The organism is Clostridium sp. D46t1_190503_E9, from assembly GCF_015555225.1.
GTDB lineage: Bacteria > Bacillota > Clostridia > Clostridiales > Clostridiaceae > Clostridium.
Genome location: NZ_JADNKB010000004.1, coordinates 245,871 through 269,422, shown reverse-complemented (window position 1 = coordinate 269,422; position 23,552 = coordinate 245,871). Strand labels below are relative to the sequence as shown.

Sequence of the window (23,552 nt, the reverse complement as noted above, 5' to 3'; positions counted from 1 at the left end):
GTTATCTAAATTTGATTAAAAATAGTATTTTTTAATCAAAAGCTTAAGGGAGTCGCGTAACGCGACTCCCTTAAGTTTTTTATTCTACAACTATCTTATTATAGTTTTTCTTCCCTCTTTTAAGTAATGCTGAACCATCTTCTAAATCTGATTCTTCTAAAGTTCTAGTAACTTCAGTTACTTTTTCTCCATTTAAAGATAATCCACCTTGTTGAATTAATCTTCTTCCTTCTGCTTTAGATGGAACTATTTTATTTTCAGCCATTATATCTAAAATAGCTGATCCTAATTTTTCCTTACTTATAGTTACTGTAGGAACATTGCTCATATCAACTCCACCAGAGAATAAAGCTTCTGCTGCACTTTTAGCTTTAGTTGCTTCTTCTTCTCCATGAACTAGCTTTGTAACTTCAAAAGCAAGACGCTTTTTAGCTTCATTTATAGCTGCTCCTTCTACAGAACATATTTCTCTAACTTCATCCATTGGAACAAATGTTAATAATGATAAGCATTTTTCTACATCTGCATCATCTACATTTCTCCAGTATTGATAAAAGTCAAATGGTGAAGTCTTTTCTGGATCAAGCCATAAAGCTCCTCCTACTGTTTTTCCCATCTTTTGTCCTTGGCTATTAGTTAATAAAGAACAAGTCATTGCCATAGCTTGACCTTGAGCCTTTCTTCTAACTAATTCAACACCAGCAATCATGTTTGACCATTGGTCATCTCCACCTAATTGCATTTTGCAACCATACTTTTGATTTAATACGTAGAAGTCGTATCCTTGCATTAACATATAATTAAATTCTAAGAAAGAAAGTCCTTTTTCTAATCTTTGTTTAAAACATTCAGCTGTAAGCATTCTATTTACAGAAAAATGAACTCCAACTTCTCTTAAAAAATCTACATAATTTAAGTTTAATAGCCAATCTGCATTATTAACTAATATTGCTTTATCATCAGAAAAATCTATAAATCTCTCCATTTGCTTCTTTATTGAATCAACATTATGTTGAATTTGTTCTTTTGTAAGCATAGTTCTCATATCAGTTTTTCCTGATGGGTCTCCTACCATTGCTGTTCCACCACCAAGAAGTGCTATTGGTCTATGTCCTGCCTTTTGCATATGTGCCATAAACATTAACGCAATGAAATGTCCAACATGTAAACTATCCGCTGTTGGATCAAAGCCTATATAAAAAGTTATTTTCTCCTTTTCTAGCAACTCTCTAGTTTCATCCTCATGAGTAAATTGCTTTATGTATCCACGATCTAATAACTCGTCTAAAACATTAGCCATTCTACGTAACCTCCTATTTATTTTACTTATTATAGTATATCTTTTTATTAAAATATTATCAACAATAAAACAACTAATGATACCATTGTTATGTTTTGAGAATATAATGCTACGATAACTAGATATGTTCCACAAGCTAACTAGCTGCGCAGGCATTGAATACTTAGTGAAGTTGAGCGCAGTTACAGCTGAGCTTAAAATTATCAAATGAAGAATTAGCCTCATTAATGATATGTATTAAATTTAGAATTGTATTCGAAATTATACGAAAATCGGAAAGTTAATACATATCATTATGTTTAATTCTCATAAATTTAAAAGGAGCAATTCAATATATTTGAACCGCCCCTCACTACTAATTTCATGCCAATTATTATTAATTCTGTTCATCTAAATTATAGCTAGAATTCTCTTATTCACTATTCAAAATTCAAGCTAAAATACAAATCTAAATTTTAAATAATATCTATACATATAACCTCTTAATTCGCATAATTCAGATTCCCAGACTACTTTTCAATCATTTATTACTTATTCACTCTAAAATTCTAAATAATTCAGTATCCCTGAACTATTACCCCAACCTTTCCCTTCTTTCACACTATAATTTTTTAAACTAATCTTCTCTCAGTTATGGACTAACCCCTTAATTTTTATTTATTCCCATTCAACACTTGGGCTCTCCTGAGCTATCCCCATAACATTTTCACTCTTTTATAATTCACCGAAGGTGAATTATTTCTTTAATTCTTTCATTTTTCATTTTTCATTTTTCATTTTTCATTTTCAATAACTCAGCTAGCCTGAGTTATCTCCTTAATTGTCCATTCTCCATTGTCAATTATCCATTGTCAATTATCCATTGAATTTCAGCTCTCCTGAGCTATTTCATTAATTGTCCTTTCTCCATTGTCAATTATTAATTGATTTTATGCCACATATTCCCTTATGAAATCTGGTAGCTCATCAGTACATTCACAATTTAAATTAATATACAAATTTAAATTAAATTTTTGAGAGAATTCCTTTAACTTTCCAAACAGTTTAGTAGATTCAGACATATTTTTAGTAACTATACTCGATAAAGCATCTATATATATATTTTCTACATCATAATTTTGAGATATAACGCCACAAAGTAACCCATAAAAGCTATCACAATCTATTACGCCAAGCTCATTAGTATTTATAAACCTTATCTTACCTTTAAGTTGCATCATACGTCTGCAATCATCATCAATATAAACTGAATCTCCTTTTGCTTCACTTAAGTGTTCATTTGCAAGTTCTATTAATCTTTTAGTTTTACCTGCTCCTCTCTTTGCGCAAAAAACTTGAATCATTGGAATCCACTCCTTTTATAGAATTTTTTATTCTCTTAATTTATATATATTCTACTCTTCTGAAAATATTTACAATATAATATAAAAAAATAATAAAAGATAGAGAAACTTCTTAATCTCTATCTTTTATCTAAAAAAGTGTGAACTCATAACTTTATTTTTTCCTGCATGCTTTGCTTTGTAAAGACATACATCTGCACAATTAATAACAGCTTCAAGGGTATTTCCATCATTAGGATAAAAGCCTACTCCAAAACTTGCAGTAATGCTTCTTTCATTCTTTTCATTTGAAACCAAATTACTTGATACAGAATCTCTTATCTTATCTATTCTTTTATATATCTCTTCGTTATCACTATTGCAATCTATATATAGTATTATTTCTTCCCCACCATATCTTGCAATTATATCTTTTGGCTCTAGCATACTCCTAATTAAATTTGCAGTTTCTATTAAAACTTTATCACCAAATTGATGTCCTAAGGTATCATTTACCTTTTTAAAGTTATCTAAATCAATCATTACTATAGCATATTTATATATGTTTCCATTAGATAACCTTTCTTCTATAATTTCGTAAAAAGTCTTTCTATTATATATACCTATTAATGAATCATACTTAGCTGCCTTTTCTATCTTTTTATATAAAATAGAATTTTCTAAAGCTATTGCAATTTGGCTTGCTATTGAACTTAAAAATATTTCATGAAATTCTGTTAAAAAATTATAGTGGGTATGGTCGACTACAATATATCCTATATATTTTTCAGCAACTTTTATTGGTACTCCCAGCCTTGAATGAATATATATATTATTTAATTCATCTTTTACAATTGGTTCTTTTGAGTTTAAAATAAATGTTTTATTTTTACTTACGTATTTTATACACTCTTCTGTAAGAACTATACTATCATTTGTACCATTAGTAGCCTTAATGACAAATTTAGAGTCTTCTAACAAATATATTGTAGATTGAGTTACCCCTATAATACCTATTATCATATCATTTATCATAGGTATTATATTTTTACTACTTAAATTTGAATTTATATAATTACTAATTAATATTACATTTGAAAGCATATCAAGGTTTTTTTCATGCTGAACATTAACAGCACTTAATTCTTGTATTTTTTCTTCTGTGATTTTCTGATATCTTTCGTACTCTAACTTAAGTTGCTGATAACTTGCTTTATAATCGTCCATACTCCCTCCCCATCTCATCTTACATAGTATGAATCGAATTCAGATAATCTATAACTTAATATTACTTTATTTTCCTTTTAATATCAATAGCTTTTTGCCCTCTAAATCATTTTCATTGTAGTATTTATTACAGGCTATCTTTGACTAATCCAGTTCCTTCAATTATTAGATTAACATTTACTTCTAAATTTGTATCTGCAATTGGATTGTATACAGCTGCTTTAGGATAGTATATATCAAAAAGTCTTTCAATCTCAAAAACATCTATTTCTTTTTCCTTATACTTATTAAATATATCTTTCAAATAACTTTCTATTTCTTCTTCTTTAACATCTTTAATATACTTCAAAAGTTCATTATCAACTATAAGCCTACCTTGTATTTCTGCAACTGAAGCTTTCATTTCTAGATTTTTAACTAAAGTAATGTTTTCTCCATCATACTTAAGTTTACTTTCTGTACTATTATCCAAAATATCTAATGTAATAAATCCTTGTTCTGATTGTGGATTAGAAATTTCAAGCGTTCCTCTTCTAATATTATTCATAAATAAATTATAGCTCATAGCATCTTTTGAATCTATTTTTTCAACTAATTTATTATCTTTGATTATTGCTCCACCGCCAATTTCTATTTTTTTATCCAATGCATCTTCTCTTATTTCTATAGCACCAACAATATATGTATCACTAGCTGTAATAGAATTACTTAAATAATCATTTATATTTGCTCTCATTGCTCTAGGATTTCTCTTATTTTTATGAACTAACTCTTCTAAATATAATCCTAAATATTCTTCATCACTTGATGTAATTTTAAGCAAATCATCCACTTCACCAAAATAAACAAACATATAAGGTTTTATTTGAAACTCTTGATTATTATTTATTAAATCAACATATCTTTTTATTCCATCTCTTGCAGCCTTTTCAGTAAATATATATGCCCTATTTTGTGAATAATTTAATTCATAACTTGAAGCTAAATTTACATCTCTTAAAGCTTCCAAGGCTGTTTTTCCTATACCTTTATATATTATTCTTTTTCCTTTATCTGAACTTTCATTAGTACTTCTATATGGTTTAACACAGTCAACATAAACTACTGCTCTTCCAAAATCATCTGTATCAAAAATCACACTAGTTGCAAAACTAACTTTATTTATATCTCTATAATTAAAACAACCAACTAGAAATAAAGGAATAAAAAATACTACTAAAATCTTACTTAATCTTTTTAATCTCATTTTTCATCCCCCTTTTTTATAAAATCCTTTGAAATCTTACCTAAGCTTCCTCTTAGTACAACATCCTTAAATCTATATTCATTAATACTTCCAATTGGAAATAAAAATTGATATCCAATTGAATCTAACTCAGCTAACTGTATTAATAGTAGTAAAGCTCCACATAAAAATCCCGGTATACCAAATGCAGCCGAAAATCCTACTAAGACTATTGCCCAAAATGAAACAGCTCCATAAAGCTTTGGAATTAAAAAGTATGATAATGTGCTTAAAGCTACAACTATTATTGTTATTCTTGATGCTATCCCTGCTCCAACTGCCGCATCTCCTAAAATTAAAGCTGAAACTATACTCATTGCACCACCGATTGGTTGTGGAAGTCTAAGCCCGGCTTCTTTTATAAATTGAAATGCCAACATCATTAATATCACTTCAATAAAGGTAGGAAATGGTACTCCTGCCCTAGATACTGCAAGTCTAAACATAAATAATGATGGTATCATAGAAAAATGATACGTTATTATTGCTACATATAATCCTGGTACTAATGTTGCTATAAAAAATGCAAACCATCTTAATATACGATTAAAATTTGTATAATACTTATTTAAATAATAATCATCTGGCATTTGGAAATTTTCTAAAAAGAAATATGGTACAGTAATAACAAATGGCGTACCATCAACTATTACAGCTACCCTTCCTTCTAGTAACTTAGCACTAACTTCATCTGGTTTTTCAGTATATCCTACAGTATCAAAAAAGCTTTTTTGATTTTTTAGGGCATCTTCAACATAATTAGTATCTAGAATAAATCTCAAATCTAAATTATTTACCTTCTCTTTAACATTTTCAACTAAATCCTTTGGCGCAACACCATCTAAATAACATACAGCAACTGCTGTTTGAGATTTTTCTCCTACAACTATAGCTTCAAACTTTAAATCTGGATTTTTAATTCTTCTTCTAATTAATGCAACATTATTTACTATTAATTCATTAAATCCTTCTCTTGGTCCCTTTAATACAGATTCTGTTTCAGGAGTCCCAACCCCTCTTACAGGAAATCCTTTTGCTTCTACATATAATACTTGTTCTAAGCCTTCAAATATTACTGCTGGGTCACCAGATAATATATGCATTATTGCATCATCTAAATCTTTAGCTATACCTGCTGCATTAATATCTAATGAATTTTCTATTAATTGCTCTAGAGTTTCAATTTTTCCACTCTCCGGTTCTATTTCACCAGTGCCACGTAATGGAGAAACCACATATTCACTTATCATTTCTGCATTACATAAGTCATCAATGAAAACTACTGTTGCCTTTCCTAAAACTGTTTGGACTGGCCTATACTTAACATCAAAAGAGTTTTTTAATTTCTCTTTCACATATTCTAAATTATTCATATACATCACCTGATTGTATTATTTGTTGAAAAACTGTTTAATATTCATTTTTTTGCTAATACTAAAAAGGAATAAGAAACAATTGGATAATTGATAATGCATAATGGATAATTGAGGTTTAAACTCTTCCAGAGTTTATTTTTATATTTTTCTAATTTAGCTAAGCTAAATTATTTCATTAATTGTCCATTATCAATTATCCATTATCCATTAACATAAGAAGGGTGGTTAATAATGAATAAAATTTCTAGTAAACATTTTATATTATTTGTAATTGGGGTGGCTCTTATATCTGTTAAAACATATCCATCTATATTCATAGATATAGGGGGAAGAGATACTTGGCTAGCTTCTCTTATAGCGTCAATTATATTTGTTATCTTTTTAATGTACATAATTAATATTTGTGTTTCCACTAAGACTTTTGATATAAATGATATTTTTGCTCGTTCTATGCCAAAAGCTATTAGTATTATTTTAATGCTTATATTTGTACTTACTTTATTTATAAATGCTATTGAATCAGCTGCTGTTGAAGCTAATGTATTACACTCTACATTATTTCTTGAAACTCCAGTTTGGTATGCATTAATATTTTTTATACTTCCATCACTTTTTATTTTTAATAAAAGGTTACGTACTATATTAATATTTGTTTTAGTAAGTGTTTTTGTAGTTATAATTAATGGAATAGTCTTTTTTGCATTAACCCAAAGTTATAAGGATATAAATAATTTATTACCTGTACTTGGAAACGGTATATCTTCAGGCTTTACTGTTTCTCCTTTCCTAATTTTAGGTGGATTTTCCTCATTTATGATTGCAATACCATTTTTAAAGTATATAAATGAATTAGAACATATAAGAAAACATACTCTTTATGCCGGAGTTATAACTTCTGCCTTTATCGTTGTCTCAATAGTTGGAGTAATTACAGCTTTTGGTCCACTAAGATCAGCCAATATTTTTTATCCAGAATTTATATTAGGGCAAAGAATTGAAGTTGCAGGATTTTTAGAATTTGGTGAATTATTTTTCATAATTCAAACAGTATTAGGTTTCTTTATTAAGTATGTGTTGGCTACTTATAGCATATTGCTAATTCTAGGCAAGTATATTAAAAATAAACGTCTTTTCATAGGTATATATACTTTTTTAATATTTGTTTTATCAAGCTTTTTAGGAATGAATAACTACATACTTTATGACGTATTAAAGTATTTACAAATAATTAATTTATTTAGTTTTGTTTTAATACCACTTATAGTATTTTCTACTTATTACTTAAAATTTAAATCCAAAGAGAAATTATCTAAAAATTCTAAATAAACCAAAAACTTTTTAATATTACTTATTGAATTTATCTTAGTTTATGGTATAATTATTTTGAAAATTTAAATGATTAGGAAAATCTCGATACATTCTTTCCTTAAAGTTCAACTTACTTAAGAAAAGAAACCTATCAAGTTTATACCTATGAATTTTAAGGAGGATTTTAAAATGGAAGATAAGAAAATAATTTGTAAAGATTGTGGAAAGGAATTTGTTTTCACTGTTGGAGAACAAGAATTCTACAAAGAAAAGGGATTTGACAATGAACCAGTAAGATGCCCTGAATGTAGAAAGGCTAGAAAAGCTCAAAACAACAGAAGATAGTTTCTGTTTTAAAGACTAACCATTTAATGGTTAGTCTTTGTTTATTTATAAGATTTTTTTTTGCATAATAAGTATTTTTTTATTAATTTTGTACAAACTAATAATCTATACATAATTTATATAATAGCAATTAGTTTTAAAGTTGCTAATTGTGATTAATAAGCTAATAATCTGTATATAATTTATATAATAGGAGGACATATATAATGAAATCATTAAAAATATTTTTTACTGTATTAATTTTGCTGGTGCTAGTTTCTTTAATATTTAAATTTTCATTTTGGGCTATAGATGCTATACTACTTTCAGCAATATTTTTATTACTAATAGATATTTTTTATGTTAAAGCTTAAGATTGGTTATAAATTAATTTTATATTATATTTTTTATTAAATTACTTGCATTATATACTTTTTTAATTTCTCCCTCTCTATACATCCATTCTTGGCATAAGTCAAAATCTTCTTTTTTATAATTGTCGCTTATTTCAAATATAAAATCTTTAAATCCTTCTGCTAATTCTTTTGAATATCCGCAAAATTCCATGAAATAATTAGCCTTATCTTCTTTTGAAGAATTATTAAATATTCTAGCTGCTTCGTTTAATGCCTTATGAAAATTTTTAACTCCTTCTGAATTGTTATTATAAAATTCTTCATCAAAGCACCACATAACTAAATTTTTATCACTGTTTCTTGAATCCCAAATTATTTTGCCACCATCATTGGTTATCTTTGATACAAAAGGTTCAATTGCTACTAAAGCATCTATTTCCCCCTTTTTAAGTGCCTCAATTCTCTCGTATGTATTATTAATCCAAACTATCTTAGGATTCTTTATCATATCTTTTAAATCATTTTCTAAAAATAATCTAAATAGTCCAGATCTATTTACTCCAACTCTTATTCCTTCCAAATCCCCATTAATGTCTTTGCTTCCAACTAAATTAATAGTTCTTGTTAAATTTGAAGTTATAACAGCTTTTTTTCCTTTTTCAAGCATATAAAAGAAAAATGTTGTGTCTCCCATCATAGCATCTGACCTTCCTTCTAGAAACTCAATATTTCCCTTAAAGAAAAAATCTTCATCTAAATATAAATTCATATCTATACCATACTTTTTAAATATTCCTTGCCTGTCTGCTAATATTGCTGTTAAGCTTAATGGATTATTCTTTATTAAGTTTAAATTTATTTTTACCATGTTTACCCCTCCACATATTTTTTCTTGAACTAGATATATTTCAAAATATACGCTTGATATTATTAATTCAAATACTAATAACTACAATAACTTATATATAAGATAATTTTGTATTTAATAGATCAATTTATTTTTATAACTTTAACTATAAAAATGTAGTTACTTAATTATTCTATATAGTAACTACATTTATATAATCAATTTATCTTTATTTTAAGTAACCACATTTATATAAATATTTTATTATTTAACTATATTAACTTCATTTATGTAGTTACTTTCTCTTTAATTATAGTAACTACACTTTTTTTTTATTACTTTAACGTTTAATTATAGTAATACACTTTCGTAGTTACTTTATCATTTATATATAGTAACCACATTTATGTAATTACTTTATATTTATCTATAATAACTAAACTTGTAGTTACCTTATCTTTAAATACAGTAACTACACTTTTATAGTTACCTTATTATTTAAATTAGTAACTATACTTAAACTAGCCCTTTAATAATTTTAAAATTATATCTTTAAGTATTATTTTAAAATCTAACTTAATTTATGATGATGCATATTAAAAATTCTAGTGAAATTATAAAATGAAAACTATATATAAGAAGTAGTGGTCTTGGTCCCCACTCTCTTCCCATTTCTTTATAGACCTCTTGTATTTTATAATAATCCTTATACCATTTCACATATCCATAATAATAAAATATCAATATACCTGATATAAATATTAGTAAATTTATTTTCGATAGCGTTAATAATATTATCCATGATATAACCATTATTATTGCTTCTGGTATTATTATCTTGATGGAGTTTCTAAATCCAATAACATGAGGTAATGTTACCCTAACCCCTTTGTCTTTTTCATAATCTGAAGTATTGTTAGTAGACATTAAAAATACAGTCATTATCATAGCTATAAGTGAATATAAGAATATTTCTATACTCATCTTTCCTTGCTGTATATAAGCCGATACAAAACTACTTATTCCTCCAGCAAATATTCCTGATACTAATTCTCCAACTGGGTAAATTATATATGGCTTTGGCCCTAAAGAATAAGTTAATGCAGCAAGTGCACTTACTATTCCTATAATTAATATATTTATATTATTAGTTATAAAAACTACTAAAAGCCCACTTCCTCCACCTAAAGCCAACATGAAAAGTAAAGCTATTACTGCATCTAAAAACTTCGCATCTCCTCTTACTAAGCCTTCACTACCTAAATGACCTGTAAATGTATCTTCATTTTCTTCATTCTTTAAAAATGCTCTTATTTCATTTGCTATATTTGCCACTATATTTAAGCTAAAGCCTGCAATAAACATTAAAACTAGTGGTAATATTTTTATATCTTTTGCTAAATAAGCTCCAAATAATCCACCACTAAGTGCTGGAAGTCCAGTTGCAAATCCCGTTCTTAGTTCCATTACTGTATAAATTCGTTTTAAAAAATTGTTCTTTTTCATTTATCTAATACTCCCTGAAGTTATTCCTTCGTAAATATGCTTTTGCAAAAATATGAAAAATAATATCATTGGTATCATGCTTATTACAATGGCTGCACAAATTACTTGCCATTCTGTTGATGCTGGTCCTATAAATTTAAACAAAGTTGTTGATACAGTGTTTAACCCTTCCCCTGGCATATATAAATATGGAACATAAAAATCATTATATATTGTAATTATCTTAAGCATAATTGCTGTTGCTGTTGCTGGTTTTAATAAAGGAAATATAACTTTTTTGTATATTTTAAAATATCCTGCTCCTTCAAGCATTGCAGCCTTATCTAAATCTCTAGGAATCTTTTCTAAAGCTTGTATATAAATATATACCATTAAAACATCTGCTCCTAAATATATAATTATAGGTGCAAGTCTAGTATTATATATTCCTACAGCATCAATTATTTTAAAAGTTGCAACTTGAGACATCTCCATTGGTACTATTGATACAAACAAATACATAAATAATATTATCTTTTTGAACTTAAAATCAAATCTGCTTATAACAAAAGCCACCATAGATCCTAGGATTACACTTCCTATTGCGCCAAAAAATATTAAGATAAATGTATTAATAAAACCAATTAACATTTTTCCATCTACAAAAGCTCTTATGTAATTTTCAAAATAACTAAAGCTACTAGGCATAGTTATTCCACTAGTTCTTGTAAATTCATCATAGGTTTTAAAAGAACCAAAAACCACAGTAATTATAGGTAAAAAAATTACTATAGTCCAAAGTATTAAAGTAGTGTATTTTAGCACTTTTAATAATATAGATTTAATACTCATCTTCATCATTACTATACACCTTCTTTTGAATAAGAGTTGCAATTACAATTATTATTGTAATTATTACTGCCATACTAGCTGCAAGTCCTATTTTCTTTTGCTCAAATGCAGTTTTCATAGTTTGTAATAAAAATGTACTCGTTCCATTTGAGCCATTAGTCATTATCATAGGTATTTCAAAAACAGAAATTGCACCTATAATTAGTAATATAAAATTTATCTTAACTATTGTATGTATATTAGGTAATATCACATATCTAACCTTTTGCATTACAGAAGCTCCTTCTATTTCTGCTGCCTTTATGTATTCCTTTGGTATAGATTGAATTGCTCCAAAATACATAATAAAACTTCTACCTGTAAATCTCCAAAGTGATATGCTAGCTAGTGTATAATTAACAAACCTAGGATCTCCAAGCCAATAATGTATAAATTCTCCAAGCCCCAAAGCTCCTAATGAGGCATCAAAAGTTCCTCCTGGTTCAAAGAATATTCTAAATATCATCGATATAGCAACTCCACTTATAAGAGTTGGAAATACAAATGTAGCCTTAAAAAAACTTTTAAATTTAACTTTAAAAGATAACATTATAGCAAAAAACATTGCTATTATAATTTGAAGGATCCCTGATAAAAAGTAATATAAACTATTTTTAAATACTTGAAAGTAAGATGGATCTGTTAAAACCTTTATGTAATTGTCAAAACCAACGAACTCCTTAGTCTTTGATATACCATTCCATGAAGTAAAACTATATATAAATAGCTCTATTATAGGTAAAAATCCAAATAAAAATAATAATAAAAGTGGAAAAAAAAGAAAGAGAAAAATAATTTTTCTTTCTTTTTTTCTTAAGTTTATATTATTCATTTGCTTTTACTGCTGCTTCCCATTTAGCTTCTAATGAATTGATATAATCACTATAACTTTCATTTTGATTTGGATACATTCCTATATTAATAACCTTTTGAAGTACATCTGTTAATCTACCAACACCTACTTCATTAGCTATTGCAGTGTATTTTGCATCAACTTCTGGTGTTTCAGTTGGTACAGTTAATATTATATTATTGTTTTCAAACATTACTTTTTGTTCGTCAGTTAAATCTTCTTTGCTTGGTGACATTCCACCTAAATCATCTGCATATCCACTTTTAGCTGAAATAAAGAAATCTAAAAATGCTTTAGCTGTTGCTTTATTTTCACTATTTTTATTTATTCCTATTACTGATGGTGCTCCAAATGCAATACTTGTTTGTCCATTAAACTTTACTGGTAGTGGAGCTATGTTTATTTTGCTATTGTTTGTGCTTAGACCTTGAATCATCTTTGCATCTTGAGAACCCTTCATTATCATTGCAACTTTACCATCTGCAAGCATTTGTAGTGACTTAGCAAAATCACCTGTGACTGGATCCTCTTCTATAAGTCCATTTGAAGATAATTCATAAAATAAATCCATTATTTCACGTATTGGTTGACCTTCTTTAAAGGCTGTTCCTACATTTAATATTTCTGATCTATATTGCTCTCCGCCATAAGATGTTAAAGTTCCACCCCAAGTACCTAGTGTTTTATTATAATTTGTATAGAAAGGTATAGCATCTGTATTTTCTTTCACTTTCTTTGCTGCTTCTATCATTTCTTCTGTTGATGTTGGCATAGATTCTACTCCTGCCTTTTTAAGAACTTCTTCATTATATATAATTCCTAGTGAATTTACAGCTGCTGGTAATCCGTATGATATACCATCATAATCTGCTTCTGTAACATCTATGTACTTTTCTTCTAATTCATCAACTTTTCCTAATGGTTCAAAATAATTTTCATATTCTTCTGGAGTACCATTCATAGTGAATGGAAGAAATAGAACATCTCCATAATCTTTAGTATTCATTCTAGTCATTATGTAATTGTCATAATCTGCAGCTGATTCCCATATTATATCCTCAACACTTGGATATAACTTTTTAAAATCCTCCTCTATTTTTTCAAATAGCTTGTCTGCATCCGTTCTAGATGTAACCACCTTTATAGTTCCACCTATTTCATCATTTTTCTTTTCTTCAGCCTTAGCGCATCCAACCATAAGTATAGGTAACATTAATAAAGTACTAATTATTTTCCTTGCCTTCATCTTACTTACTCCTTATATTTTTTTGTGTTAATTTATTAAAAATATTAGCCTTAGTAAAGTTAAAACTAATATTAACCTTTTCATCTATCTTTAAATCATTCATATCATGAGATTTCCATGTAAATCTTATTCCTTCATATAAAAGATGATAAATAGTTTCACTTCCTAAATACTCGATTTTCTCTATGGTAGCTTCTATAAAGTTTTTATTTGTATTCTCCTTATAATCCTTATTGCTACAATCTCTATCATATTTATTTACATTATCTGCATTATCATCAATTTTATTAGATTCATTTGTATCCTTTATACAATCTTTATTTTCATTCTTATCTACATGATGTAAAATATCTTTATTGTTAATGTCTCTATTTATATTATCTATATTTTTAATATCTTCTGCTCTTAACCCAATTATATATTCACCTATATCTAAATCATTAAACTCTATTGGTTTAATAAATTTAATAGAATCATTTAGTAACATATAATCTTCCTTTATAGATAAATTAAATAAATTCATTTGAGGCCTTCCAATAAATGTGGCTACAAAAACATTACTAGGATTTTTATAAATTTCTAAAGGAGTTCCTATTTGCTGAATTTCTCCTTCATTTAATATAACTATTTTATCTGCCATTGTTAAAGCTTCTACTTGATCATGTGTAACATATATAGTAGTTGCATTTAATTCCTTATGTAAATTTGTTATTTCATTAGAAGTTGATGTTCTAAGCTTTGCATCTAAATTAGACAATGGTTCATCCATTAAAAATACCTTAGGATTCCTTACCATTGCTCTAGCAAGAGCTATTCTCTGTCTTTGTCCTCCAGATAAATTTTTAGGCTTTGATTTTAGACAATCTTCAAGATGTAATATCTTAGCTGCCCACATTACCTTTTCATTTATTTCACTCTTCCTTACTTTTCTTATCTTCATTCCAAAAGCAATATTTTCATATGCTGTTAAATGAGGATATAAAGCATAGTTTTGAAATACCATTGAAACATTTCTGTCTTTTGGTTCTATGTTATTAATTATTTTATTATCTATTTTTATATTTCCTTCAGTAATGTCCTCAAATCCACAAATTAAATCTAATAGAGTTGATTTACCACTACCACTAGGCCCAACGATAACTACAAACTCACCTTTTTCTATTGTGAAATTTATATCTTTAATTGCATATTTACCACTATTTTTATATTTCTTTGATAAATCATTAAATTTTATATAGCTAATATAAATCACCTCCACAGTAGGCTTACATAAAACACATAAAAAACCTATATAATTCTAACTTTTAATTCTGATTTTGTCAAACTTATAACAATATCATTTTAATAGTAATATTATACAATTAAACTTCCTTATAAAGCTACAAATATAAACTTTTAGGGTATATTAATTTTAAATCTATAGTTACAAAATTGAATCAGAAAATTAAAGTTATATAAGACTTTTTATATCTCATTAAAGGACTACATATATAAACTTTTACTACTTAAAATCACTACCATATCCTATACATAAAATTTATTAAATCTTGTATAATGTCATTCTTTGTTGACATGAGAATTTTCCAAATCTATAATTAATACTATAGTTAAACGTTATATATAACATGCACAAATGAAAGGAGTGCTTTAATTGGAAAATAATACAGAACAAAAGAAGGTTATTTTTAGTGGAATCCAACCTTCTGGACAATTAACTTTAGGAAATTATTTAGGAGCAATAAAAAATTGGGTTGCCCTTCAAGATGAATTTGATTGTTATTTTTGTGTAGTTGATTTACATGCAATAACTGTTAGACAAGAACCTAAGGATTTAAGACAAAGAACTCTTGAAGTCCTTGCAATATATATAGCTGCAGGTATAGTTCCTGAAAAGAATACTTTATTTATTCAATCACATGTTCCTGCTCATAGCGAATGTGCATGGCTTTTAACATGTAACACTTATATGGGTGAACTTAGCAGAATGACTCAATATAAGGATAAATCACAAAGATACGGTGATTCAATAGGGGCAGGCCTATTTACTTATCCAGTTTTAATGGCTGCTGATATTCTTTTATATAATGCAGATTTAGTGCCTGTTGGCCAAGACCAAAAACAACACCTAGAAATAGCTAGAGATATTGCTAACAGATTTAACAATACTTATAGCCCAACATTTAAAATTCCAGATCCTTATATTCCAAAGGTTGGAGCTAAGGTTATGAGTTTACAAGATCCAACTAAAAAGATGTCTAAATCAGATGACAATCCAAATGCTTACATCTTAATAATGGATCCACCTGAAGTAATAAGAAAGAAAGTTTCCAGAGCTGTTACTGATAGCCTAGGAGTTATAAATTATTCCGATGAACAACCAGGCGTTAAAAACTTACTTGATCTTCTAATAGCAATTAATGGTTCAACAGCAGAAGAACTTGTAGCTTACTATAAAGATAAAGGCTATGCTGATTTAAAGAAAGATGTTGCTGATGCTATAGTTAGCGAATTGGAACCAATTCAAAATAAGGTTAAAGAAATCCTTAAAGACAAAAAAGCATTAGAAGATATCTACAAACTAGGTGCTGAAAAAGCAAACTATATTTCAATGAAAACACTTAGAAAAATGCAAAAGAAGATTGGGTTTATTCCTAGAGGATAATTAAAAAAGTTGGATGAGTTAATTTCATCCAACTTTTTATATACCCATATTAATTATTTTTTCCAATCTCTATTTGTTAAATATTGAATAAACGGTTCTCTAAGCTCTTCTCTTTTTAAAGCAAACTCAACAGTAGCTTGTAAGAAACCAAGCTTATCTCCTACGTCATATCTTCTTCCTTCAAAATTGTAAGCATACATAGCTTCATTTTCAATTAAAGTTTGCAATGCATCTGTAAGTTGGATTTCTCCCCCTTTACCTGGCTTTGTATTTTGTAATATATCAAATATTTGAGGAGTTATTATATACCTTCCTAAAATAGCAACATTGCTTGGTGCCTCATCTATAGCTGGCTTTTCAACTAATTTTTTTACTTTATAAACTCTATCTTCAATATGAATTCCATCTACTATACCATACTTACTTACATCTTCATGAGTTACAGTTTGAACTCCTAAAATAGATGTCTTGTATTCTTTATAACAATCCATTAATTGCTTTAAACAAGGAACTTCTGAATCTACTACATCATCACCTAATAATACTGCAAATGGCTCATTGCCAACGAAGGCTCTTGCGCATAATATTGCATGTCCTAATCCCTTAGGTTCTTTTTGTCTTATGTAGTGAATATCAACCATATCTGATATCCCTCTTACAAGTTCTAAAAGATCCTCTTTATGATTTTTCTCTAGTTCCATTTCTAGTTCTATTGATTTATCAAAGTGGTCTTCAATACATTTTTTATTTCTTCCAGTTATTATTAAAATTTCTTCAATTCCTGAAGCTACAGCTTCTTCAATAATGTATTGTATAGTTGGTTTATCAACTATTGGAAGCATTTCCTTAGGTTGAGCCTTTGTAGCTGGTAAAAACCTAGTTCCAAGCCCAGCTGCTGGTATAATAGCTTTTCTTACTTTCATATTTATCCCTCTCATTCACATATCTTTACATAATATTTATAATTAATTTTAGCATATTAATAAAAATAGTTCAATTTATAGCTTATATAAATTGAACTATTTTACAATTTTAATTAAATTTGCCAATATATATCTTTTATATATTAAATATTATTTTTTAATATATCTTTTAGGATACTAACTTCTAATTTAACATTTTTAAGGTATAAAAATAATTGCCTATCTAATACTTTTTATAAAATCTATAAATTTATTATGATCAATTGCAAAGTTACCAGAAACCTTACTGTTTTCTTTTAAACTTCTTGTAACAACAGCTCCAAGGCTAACACTTGAATTACTTCCAATTATAAGTCCATTTGAAACAGTTGCTCCTAATCCAAACCAACAATCATCTCCTATTACAGTTCTTCCACCTATAGTTGTCTTAGATGTAATAAAACATCTCTTGCCTACTTTTACAGCATGAGATATCTGAACAAGATTATCTATTCTACTATATTCACCAATTATAGTATTATCCCAAGGATAAATTGCCTTATCTATGCAAGAAGAATATTGAATTTCAGCATTTTCTTCAATTATTACCCCACCAATATGAGCAACTCCCATTGTTTTATTATTATATCTCTTGAATTCGTAACCTTCTCCACCAATTACAGTATTGGCCCGAATTATGCAGTTATCCTTAATTGTAGTATTTTCACGAATAATTACATGTTCTTCAATTACAACATTATTTCCTATTTTAACATTTTTATTACTTATAATTGCATCTTTAGAAATACTACAGTTTTCACCTATTTCAGTTTCAAAATCTTCTCTTTTATAACCTTTATTTTCAATTAACTTATTATGTAAATTGAAGAAATCTATTCTTGGAACTTCTGAAATTATAACCCCAATACTTTCTGGAATCTTACTTGCCATTTCTTTTGTAGTAATAACACATGAAATACTCTTACTTAATTGACTTAAAAATTTCTCACTTTCAATGAAAGATAATAATTTTTCATTCGCTTCAGAAATATTTAACCCTAAAGATGAAAAATAACCATCTCGAAAAAGTTTAAAGTGGCTATTTAAAGTTAGAATTTCGCTTAATAACATATTGTATCCTCCACTAATTCTTTATTTTAATAACTTTTTATATAATTCTAATAGCTTCTTTTCTTCTCTATCCCATGAAAAATTATTAATAAAGTTTTCTTTATTCTCTTTACCTATATCTTCTATCCTACTTCTATCTTCATAAAAATATTTGATTCCCTCTTTAATGCTATTAATATCTAAAGGATCTACATACTTTCCTATATTTCCAAAGAACTTTTTCCAAAATTCAAAATTAGATAATACTAATGGTTTTTCACAAGCCATATATTCAAGTACTTTTATTGGAATACTTTCTTTATAATTTTCAGTAGGATATAATGTGCACATTCCTAAATCTGCTGCTTTTATATATGAATAAACATCTTTTACAGGTAATGCTCCAAAATACTTACAATATTTATATCCTTCTAAATTCATACATTCTTGCTTTAATTCTTCACTTTCAAAAGAACCTAATATCCAAAGTTCAACTTTCCCTTCGAATAGTTCTGTTACTTGTATAAGTTCTTCAATTCCCCTAATCTTAGTAATTGAACCAACATAAATTATAACAAATTTATCATCTTCTCTTTTTATTGGTTTTGCATTTTCTATTACATCTCTAATAGCAAAATTCTTTACTGAAATACTATTTTTATTATCAAACTTAGCTGCTAATTCATCAGTTGCTGATATAATTGCATCAAAATTTTTGCTTCTATTTTTCTCGTAAAAATTATATCCTCTAGAAACTATTTTTCTTACCCACATAGGTCCTAAATAGCTTTTAGCTAAAATTTGCTTTGGAACATCTTCATGAACATCATAAATTACTTTCTTTCCTTTTTTCTTTAATGCCATTCCTAATTTTATTAGTTCTGGATCATGAAAATGATATAAATCTGCATCTAATTCAATAGCTTTATCTAAGGCTACTCTACTCTTTTTAAATAGTCTATGTAATCTACCATTATTACTATTATCTAAAGCCTTTATATTAGTTCCGTATATTTTTTTATCATTATCTGAATTTATTATCAAAGAAACGTCATACCCTGCTTTACTTAAACTCTGACACTCCTTTAAAAGTATTCTACTATCATTTTCTTTATGTGCAGTAGAAATATGACAAATTTTATTTTTCATTACTTATCTCCTCAAAAATAAATTTAATGTTTATCTTGAAATTTCTTTATTTTTTTCCTCTATTCTTTTGCTCTTAAAAATATAAAAATTAAATACACCTAGTATAAATCCAATCCCATAAGATAAATGTAATATTGGGAAAGTAACAAATAGATATGGGAAGTGTTTAAAGCTTTTCTTCTTAGACATTTTAACACTAAATAAACAATCTAAAATTAAATACAAAAGAATAGTAGCAAAATAACCTATTCTAATTAATTTAGAAAAAATACTAGCAACTCCACCAAACAATAAAAATAACACAAACATAAGTGGTATTAAATGTCTAATTGAAGCTGGCTTTTTATGTTTTTGTATTACTCTAACCTTCCAAAACCCATATTGATAATATTGTCTCCATAATTTTTTAAAATCACCTCTACTATAATAAGTTGATTTAATCTTTGGAGTCAATAAAATCTTCTTCCCAGTCTTTTGAACTCTAAAGTTTAATTCATCATCTTGATTTCTTACTAACTCTTCATCAAAAGCTCCAATACCAAGAACAAACTCTCTATCGTAAGCTCCAAAGCCTACGGTATCAACATAACTTTCTTTATCTGCATATCTAAACAATGCATTTCCTACTCCAAAAGGACAACTCATTGCTTCTGCAATAGCTTCACCTTTTATACTATCATTAATAGTTGTTATAACTCCTCCAGCACAACCAACTTCTTTATTTTCTAGTGCTAAAACATTTTCTTTAACAAAATCCTTATCTGCATATGCATGTGCTCCAAATATTATTACAATATCAGATTTACTTTCCTTTATTCCAAGGTTCATCCCTGAAGGAGCTGAAAGCTTTTTATTATCTAAAATCCTAACAGAAGGATTCTCCTTTATTATTTCATTAATAATAGCTCTTGTATTATCTGTTGACATTCCATCAGCTATTAATATCTCAATTAATTCTTTAGGATAACTTTGATTTAATAAAGAATCTACGCATTTCTTTATATAATTTTCCTCATTCCTACATGGGATAACAATTGATACCGTCTTTTTCACAATTACAACTCCTATCAAACTTATTAGCTCTATAAACTATATTAATATTGCATCCATAAGATTATTTAACAATTAAATTATAAACATTTTCTAATTCTTTAACTATTACTTTTCTACTAAATCTATTTTTAATATATTCAGAAATTTCATTTCCATTAAATTTAGAATTATTGTTTATAATCTTTTCCATAGCATCATAAAGTTCATTTAATTTTCCAACATTAATCATATAACCAAGATTTTCATTAAAGAAATCTTCTGGTCCACCACACTTAGTTGCTATAATAGGTACCCCGCATGCTAATGCTTCTATATACACAACACCAAAAGTTTCATACATACTTGGCAATACAAAACAATCAGAATTTCCCATTACAGCTGGCAAATCTTCTCTTAAAACTTCTCCTAATAAATGAACATCTTCATTTAAATTATACTTGTCAATTAATTGTTGTATATTTGTTCTTTCTGGACCGTCTCCACCAATATATAGTTCTATATCATTATACTTTTCTTTAAGTTTATTAAAACCTTCAATAACAAGATCTATTCTTTTATTTTTCTTTAAATATGCTACTGTTACAAATCTAAATTTTTTTCTTTTATGCTCTTTATCAACTTTAAATCCATCTGTATTAACAATATTAGGTACAACTACTATATCATTATTAGTATAATTTTTCATTGAAGATTTAAGTTTTTCACCTACGCTTATTAATTTATCTGCATTATTATAAGCTACAGTTAAAACTTGTTTATTATAATCATTTAAAGAATTATTTAATATTGTAGATGAATGTTCTGTTATAACATATGGAATGGAATATTTATCTTTAATAACTTTCGCTGCTAAACCTCCATATAAACCACAATGAACATGTATTACATCTGGTTTACCATACATTTTTACGTACTTTTCATATAAACTTAGTGTTTGCTTTACCCATAAGTTTACACCAAGAAAATTTCTCATCATCAATATATTCCAGCCATGTAATCTTACAGTATTTACACCTTCTTCATCATTAAATGTAATTTGAAAATGATTTTGTTTAAAATTTCTATAATTAATATTAGTCATTCTTCTTGTCTCACTATAAATTACACCTACTTTATGCCCTCCATCTTTTAAGGCAAGAGCTTGCTCTTTAAAAAATATACTTCTTAAAGGCTCTTCTTTAGTAGGATATCCAGAAGGTAATATCAAAATATGCATAAAAATCTCCTTAAAATTAATAAATATAATTTATTAATAATTATAACATATAGATAAGCTAAAACAATAAAGGAAATCTACAAATTTCTTAATAAATAGTTCTCTTATAAATAGATATCTATAAAATACCATGCACTTTTAATTGAATATTTTGTCGTATTATGATAATATAGAGCATAAGTATTTAACGTTTATTCAAAAAAATCGTTATTTACTTATTAATTTATTAACTTTTGTTATATTTTATGAAATTATTAATTAAAGCATATATTAAATTTAAACGGAGGAAATTAAATAATGAAAAAAAGTACAAAAGATTCAATTGTTGTTGGTTTTGCTCTATTCTCGATGTTTTTCGGAGCAGGTAACTTAATTTTCCCTGCTTTCCTTGGAAATAAAATAGGAACTGAGTTCATTCTTGGAATTATTGGTTTTATATTCACAGGAGTAGGTTTACCTCTTTTAGCAATATTAGCGTGTTCTAAAGGAGATGGAACATTTAAGACTCTTTCAAGTAGGATAGGAGTTAAATTTTCAGTAATTTTTACAGCTATACTTTTTATAGCAATTGGTCCAATGCTTGCTATTCCTAGAACAGCAGCTACAACATTTGAGCTTACAATAAACCCATTTTTCCCTAATATATCGCCATTTATAGCTATGGCAGTATATTTTATTATTAATTTATTTTTTGTTTTAAGTAGTACATCAATAATAGATGCAATCGGTAAATATTTAACACCAACATTATTGATACTTCTTGTATTCCTTATTATAAAAGGATTTATAAATCCTATAGGCTCTGTGGTAGAAACTAATGCTATAAATGTATTTTCATCCTCATTATTAGAAGGATATCAAACTATGGATGCTATAGCAGCACTTTTATTTGCTGGGATTGTAACTACTTCTTTAAAAGACAAAGGATATAACTCAAAAGAAATGCCAAGTATGATTTTAAAATCAAGTACTGTTGCTGTTGTAGGCCTTGCTTTTATATATGGAGGTTTAACATACATAGGTGCGCAAACAGTTAACCTAGCACCAGCTGATATCGGAAAAACAGGACTTTTAATATTAATATCCAAAAGTATTTTAGGTAATATTGGTCCTGTAATAATTGGACTTGCTATGGGACTTGCTTGCTTAACAACTTCTATTGGTTTATTAACTGCAGGAGCTAATTTCTTCGAAAAAATATCAAACGGAAAATTACCATTTAAGGTCAATGCAGTAGTTTTATCTATTATTAGTTTAGGTCTTGCTACTTTAGGTGTTGATAATATAGTAGTTTTATCTGTACCAATTCTTAATATTTTATATCCAGTTTCAATTACATTAATTGCAACTACTCTTTTATCTAAGGTATTAACAAATCTAAATGCTATAAGAGTTGGAGTTTATACTTCATTAGTATTTGGAATTTTATTTGCAATACCAGGAATAAACTTAAATTTTATTCCTCTAGCAAGTGTAGGATTTGGTTGGGTTATCCCAACAGTAATTTCAATTATAATAGGATATATTATATTTAATCCTAAGGAAAGTGAAGTTCCTCAACTTGATTAGTAAGTTAAAGTAAACTATGTAACTAAAGATTATATTATATAATTTAAAACATTTCTAAATAATAATTAAAA

21 protein-coding genes are annotated in these 23,552 nt (G+C 27.4%); 5 read left to right on the top strand and 16 right to left on the bottom strand.

Features of this window, described 5'->3' with window-relative positions; genetic code table 11:
* Window positions 1–79 precede the first annotated feature (79 nt).
* The 5 genes from tyrS to I2E83_RS06580 all read right to left on the bottom strand — a co-directional run bounded on the left by tyrS (window position 80) and on the right by I2E83_RS06580 (window position 6,507).
* Window positions 80–1,300: a tyrosine--tRNA ligase gene (tyrS, locus tag I2E83_RS06600; RefSeq protein WP_195429173.1), complete on the bottom strand. Its 1,221-nt coding sequence runs from the start codon at window positions 1,298–1,300 to the stop codon at window positions 80–82.
* 929 nt (window positions 1,301–2,229) lie between these two features.
* Window positions 2,230–2,643 carry a hypothetical protein gene (locus I2E83_RS06595; RefSeq protein ID WP_195263796.1) on the bottom strand — a complete coding sequence of 138 codons (414 nt, stop codon included), beginning with the start codon at window positions 2,641–2,643 and terminating at the stop codon, window positions 2,230–2,232.
* A 126-nt stretch (window positions 2,644–2,769) separates the two neighbouring features.
* Window positions 2,770–3,849: a diguanylate cyclase gene (locus I2E83_RS06590; protein WP_195263795.1), complete on the bottom strand. Its 1,080-nt coding sequence runs from the start codon at window positions 3,847–3,849 to the stop codon at window positions 2,770–2,772.
* A gap of 127 nt (window positions 3,850–3,976) precedes the next feature.
* The gene (locus I2E83_RS06585; RefSeq protein ID WP_195429172.1) at window positions 3,977–5,095 is read right to left on the bottom strand and encodes a Ger(x)C family spore germination protein; all 1,119 of its coding nucleotides are present in this window, start codon (window positions 5,093–5,095) and stop codon (window positions 3,977–3,979) included.
* The gene (locus tag I2E83_RS06580; RefSeq protein WP_195429171.1) at window positions 5,092–6,507 is read right to left on the bottom strand and encodes a spore germination protein; all 1,416 of its coding nucleotides are present in this window, start codon (window positions 6,505–6,507) and stop codon (window positions 5,092–5,094) included. The genes I2E83_RS06585 and I2E83_RS06580 overlap by 4 nt, the downstream gene beginning before the upstream one ends.
* Window positions 6,508–6,741: 234 nt before the next feature.
* On the opposite strand from I2E83_RS06580, the gene I2E83_RS06575 reads away from it, so the two are divergent.
* From I2E83_RS06575 to I2E83_RS06565, 3 genes are all read left to right on the top strand, one after another.
* Window positions 6,742–7,836: an endospore germination permease gene (locus I2E83_RS06575; protein ID WP_195429169.1), complete on the top strand. Its 1,095-nt coding sequence runs from the start codon at window positions 6,742–6,744 to the stop codon at window positions 7,834–7,836.
* A 171-nt stretch (window positions 7,837–8,007) separates the two neighbouring features.
* Window positions 8,008–8,163: a zinc-ribbon domain-containing protein gene (locus tag I2E83_RS06570; protein ID WP_195263791.1), complete on the top strand. Its 156-nt coding sequence runs from the start codon at window positions 8,008–8,010 to the stop codon at window positions 8,161–8,163.
* Between the two features lie 206 nt (window positions 8,164–8,369).
* Window positions 8,370–8,516: a hypothetical protein gene (locus I2E83_RS06565; protein WP_195263790.1), complete on the top strand. Its 147-nt coding sequence runs from the start codon at window positions 8,370–8,372 to the stop codon at window positions 8,514–8,516.
* Window positions 8,517–8,535: 19 nt separating this feature from the next.
* Here the strand turns inward: I2E83_RS06565 and I2E83_RS06560 are convergent, their stop codons facing one another.
* From I2E83_RS06560 to I2E83_RS06535, 6 genes are all read right to left on the bottom strand, one after another.
* Window positions 8,536–9,366 (bottom strand): ABC transporter substrate-binding protein, encoded by an 831-nt coding sequence (locus tag I2E83_RS06560; protein ID WP_195429167.1) that lies wholly within the window; start codon window positions 9,364–9,366, stop codon window positions 8,536–8,538.
* Between the two features lie 555 nt (window positions 9,367–9,921).
* Window positions 9,922–10,851 (bottom strand): prenyltransferase, encoded by a 930-nt coding sequence (locus I2E83_RS06555; protein WP_195263788.1) that lies wholly within the window; start codon window positions 10,849–10,851, stop codon window positions 9,922–9,924.
* The gene (locus I2E83_RS06550) at window positions 10,852–11,691 is read right to left on the bottom strand and encodes a carbohydrate ABC transporter permease (protein ID WP_243249584.1); all 840 of its coding nucleotides are present in this window, start codon (window positions 11,689–11,691) and stop codon (window positions 10,852–10,854) included.
* On the bottom strand, window positions 11,672–12,553 hold the full coding sequence (locus tag I2E83_RS06545) for a sugar ABC transporter permease (protein ID WP_195429165.1): 882 nt from the start codon (window positions 12,551–12,553) through the stop codon (window positions 11,672–11,674). The genes I2E83_RS06550 and I2E83_RS06545 overlap by 20 nt, the downstream gene beginning before the upstream one ends.
* Complete coding sequence (locus I2E83_RS06540; protein ID WP_195429163.1) at window positions 12,546–13,820, bottom strand: extracellular solute-binding protein; 1,275 nt, start codon at window positions 13,818–13,820, stop codon at window positions 12,546–12,548. The genes I2E83_RS06545 and I2E83_RS06540 overlap by 8 nt, the downstream gene beginning before the upstream one ends.
* 1 nt (window position 13,821) lies before the next feature.
* Window positions 13,822–15,078: an ABC transporter ATP-binding protein gene (locus I2E83_RS06535; RefSeq protein ID WP_347708056.1), complete on the bottom strand. Its 1,257-nt coding sequence runs from the start codon at window positions 15,076–15,078 to the stop codon at window positions 13,822–13,824.
* A gap of 393 nt (window positions 15,079–15,471) precedes the next feature.
* On the opposite strand from I2E83_RS06535, the gene trpS reads away from it, so the two are divergent.
* Complete coding sequence (trpS, locus tag I2E83_RS06530) at window positions 15,472–16,482, top strand: tryptophan--tRNA ligase (protein WP_195429161.1); 1,011 nt, start codon at window positions 15,472–15,474, stop codon at window positions 16,480–16,482.
* Between the two features lie 53 nt (window positions 16,483–16,535).
* On the opposite strand, the gene galU is transcribed toward trpS, so the two are convergent.
* The 5 genes from galU to I2E83_RS06505 form a co-directional block, all read right to left on the bottom strand.
* A complete protein-coding gene (galU, locus tag I2E83_RS06525; RefSeq protein WP_195429158.1) occupies window positions 16,536–17,405 on the bottom strand; it encodes a UTP--glucose-1-phosphate uridylyltransferase GalU in 870 nt (289 codons plus the stop codon).
* Window positions 17,406–17,624: 219 nt separating this feature from the next.
* Window positions 17,625–18,515 (bottom strand): UDP-3-O-(3-hydroxymyristoyl)glucosamine N-acyltransferase, encoded by an 891-nt coding sequence (locus I2E83_RS06520; RefSeq protein ID WP_195429156.1) that lies wholly within the window; start codon window positions 18,513–18,515, stop codon window positions 17,625–17,627.
* A 21-nt stretch (window positions 18,516–18,536) separates the two neighbouring features.
* Window positions 18,537–19,643 (bottom strand): glycosyltransferase, encoded by a 1,107-nt coding sequence (locus tag I2E83_RS06515; protein WP_195429154.1) that lies wholly within the window; start codon window positions 19,641–19,643, stop codon window positions 18,537–18,539.
* Between the two features lie 30 nt (window positions 19,644–19,673).
* The gene (locus I2E83_RS06510) at window positions 19,674–20,696 is read right to left on the bottom strand and encodes a glycosyltransferase family 2 protein (protein WP_195429152.1); all 1,023 of its coding nucleotides are present in this window, start codon (window positions 20,694–20,696) and stop codon (window positions 19,674–19,676) included.
* A 61-nt stretch (window positions 20,697–20,757) separates the two neighbouring features.
* Window positions 20,758–21,912: a glycosyltransferase gene (locus I2E83_RS06505; protein WP_195429150.1), complete on the bottom strand. Its 1,155-nt coding sequence runs from the start codon at window positions 21,910–21,912 to the stop codon at window positions 20,758–20,760.
* A gap of 297 nt (window positions 21,913–22,209) precedes the next feature.
* On the opposite strand from I2E83_RS06505, the gene brnQ reads away from it, so the two are divergent.
* The gene (gene brnQ, locus I2E83_RS06500) at window positions 22,210–23,481 is read left to right on the top strand and encodes a branched-chain amino acid transport system II carrier protein (RefSeq protein ID WP_195429148.1); all 1,272 of its coding nucleotides are present in this window, start codon (window positions 22,210–22,212) and stop codon (window positions 23,479–23,481) included.
* The last annotated feature ends 71 nt before the right edge of the window (window positions 23,482–23,552 follow it).

Bases quoted from the DNA above. Each gene is read 5' to 3' on its own strand.
- tyrS (WP_195429173.1), bottom strand. From the start codon at position 1,300: ATGGCTAATGTTTTAGACGAGTTATTAGATCGTGGATACATAAAGCAA.
- I2E83_RS06595 (WP_195263796.1), bottom strand. From the start codon at position 2,643: ATGATTCAAGTTTTTTGCGCAAAGAGAGGAGCAGGTAAAACTAAAAGA.
- I2E83_RS06590 (WP_195263795.1), bottom strand. From the start codon at position 3,849: ATGGACGATTATAAAGCAAGTTATCAGCAACTTAAGTTAGAGTACGAA.
- I2E83_RS06585 (WP_195429172.1), bottom strand. From the start codon at position 5,095: ATGAGATTAAAAAGATTAAGTAAGATTTTAGTAGTATTTTTTATTCCT.
- I2E83_RS06580 (WP_195429171.1), bottom strand. From the start codon at position 6,507: ATGAATAATTTAGAATATGTGAAAGAGAAATTAAAAAACTCTTTTGAT.
- I2E83_RS06575 (WP_195429169.1), top strand. From the start codon at position 6,742: ATGAATAAAATTTCTAGTAAACATTTTATATTATTTGTAATTGGGGTG.
- I2E83_RS06570 (WP_195263791.1), top strand. From the start codon at position 8,008: ATGGAAGATAAGAAAATAATTTGTAAAGATTGTGGAAAGGAATTTGTT.
- I2E83_RS06565 (WP_195263790.1), top strand. From the start codon at position 8,370: ATGAAATCATTAAAAATATTTTTTACTGTATTAATTTTGCTGGTGCTA.
- I2E83_RS06560 (WP_195429167.1), bottom strand. From the start codon at position 9,366: ATGGTAAAAATAAATTTAAACTTAATAAAGAATAATCCATTAAGCTTA.
- I2E83_RS06555 (WP_195263788.1), bottom strand. From the start codon at position 10,851: ATGAAAAAGAACAATTTTTTAAAACGAATTTATACAGTAATGGAACTA.
- I2E83_RS06550 (WP_243249584.1), bottom strand. From the start codon at position 11,691: ATGATGAAGATGAGTATTAAATCTATATTATTAAAAGTGCTAAAATAC.
- I2E83_RS06545 (WP_195429165.1), bottom strand. From the start codon at position 12,553: ATGAATAATATAAACTTAAGAAAAAAAGAAAGAAAAATTATTTTTCTC.
- I2E83_RS06540 (WP_195429163.1), bottom strand. From the start codon at position 13,820: ATGAAGGCAAGGAAAATAATTAGTACTTTATTAATGTTACCTATACTT.
- galU (WP_195429158.1), bottom strand. From the start codon at position 17,405: ATGAAAGTAAGAAAAGCTATTATACCAGCAGCTGGGCTTGGAACTAGG.
- I2E83_RS06520 (WP_195429156.1), bottom strand. From the start codon at position 18,515: ATGTTATTAAGCGAAATTCTAACTTTAAATAGCCACTTTAAACTTTTT.
- I2E83_RS06515 (WP_195429154.1), bottom strand. From the start codon at position 19,643: ATGAAAAATAAAATTTGTCATATTTCTACTGCACATAAAGAAAATGAT.
- I2E83_RS06505 (WP_195429150.1), bottom strand. From the start codon at position 21,912: ATGCATATTTTGATATTACCTTCTGGATATCCTACTAAAGAAGAGCCT.
- brnQ (WP_195429148.1), top strand. From the start codon at position 22,210: ATGAAAAAAAGTACAAAAGATTCAATTGTTGTTGGTTTTGCTCTATTC.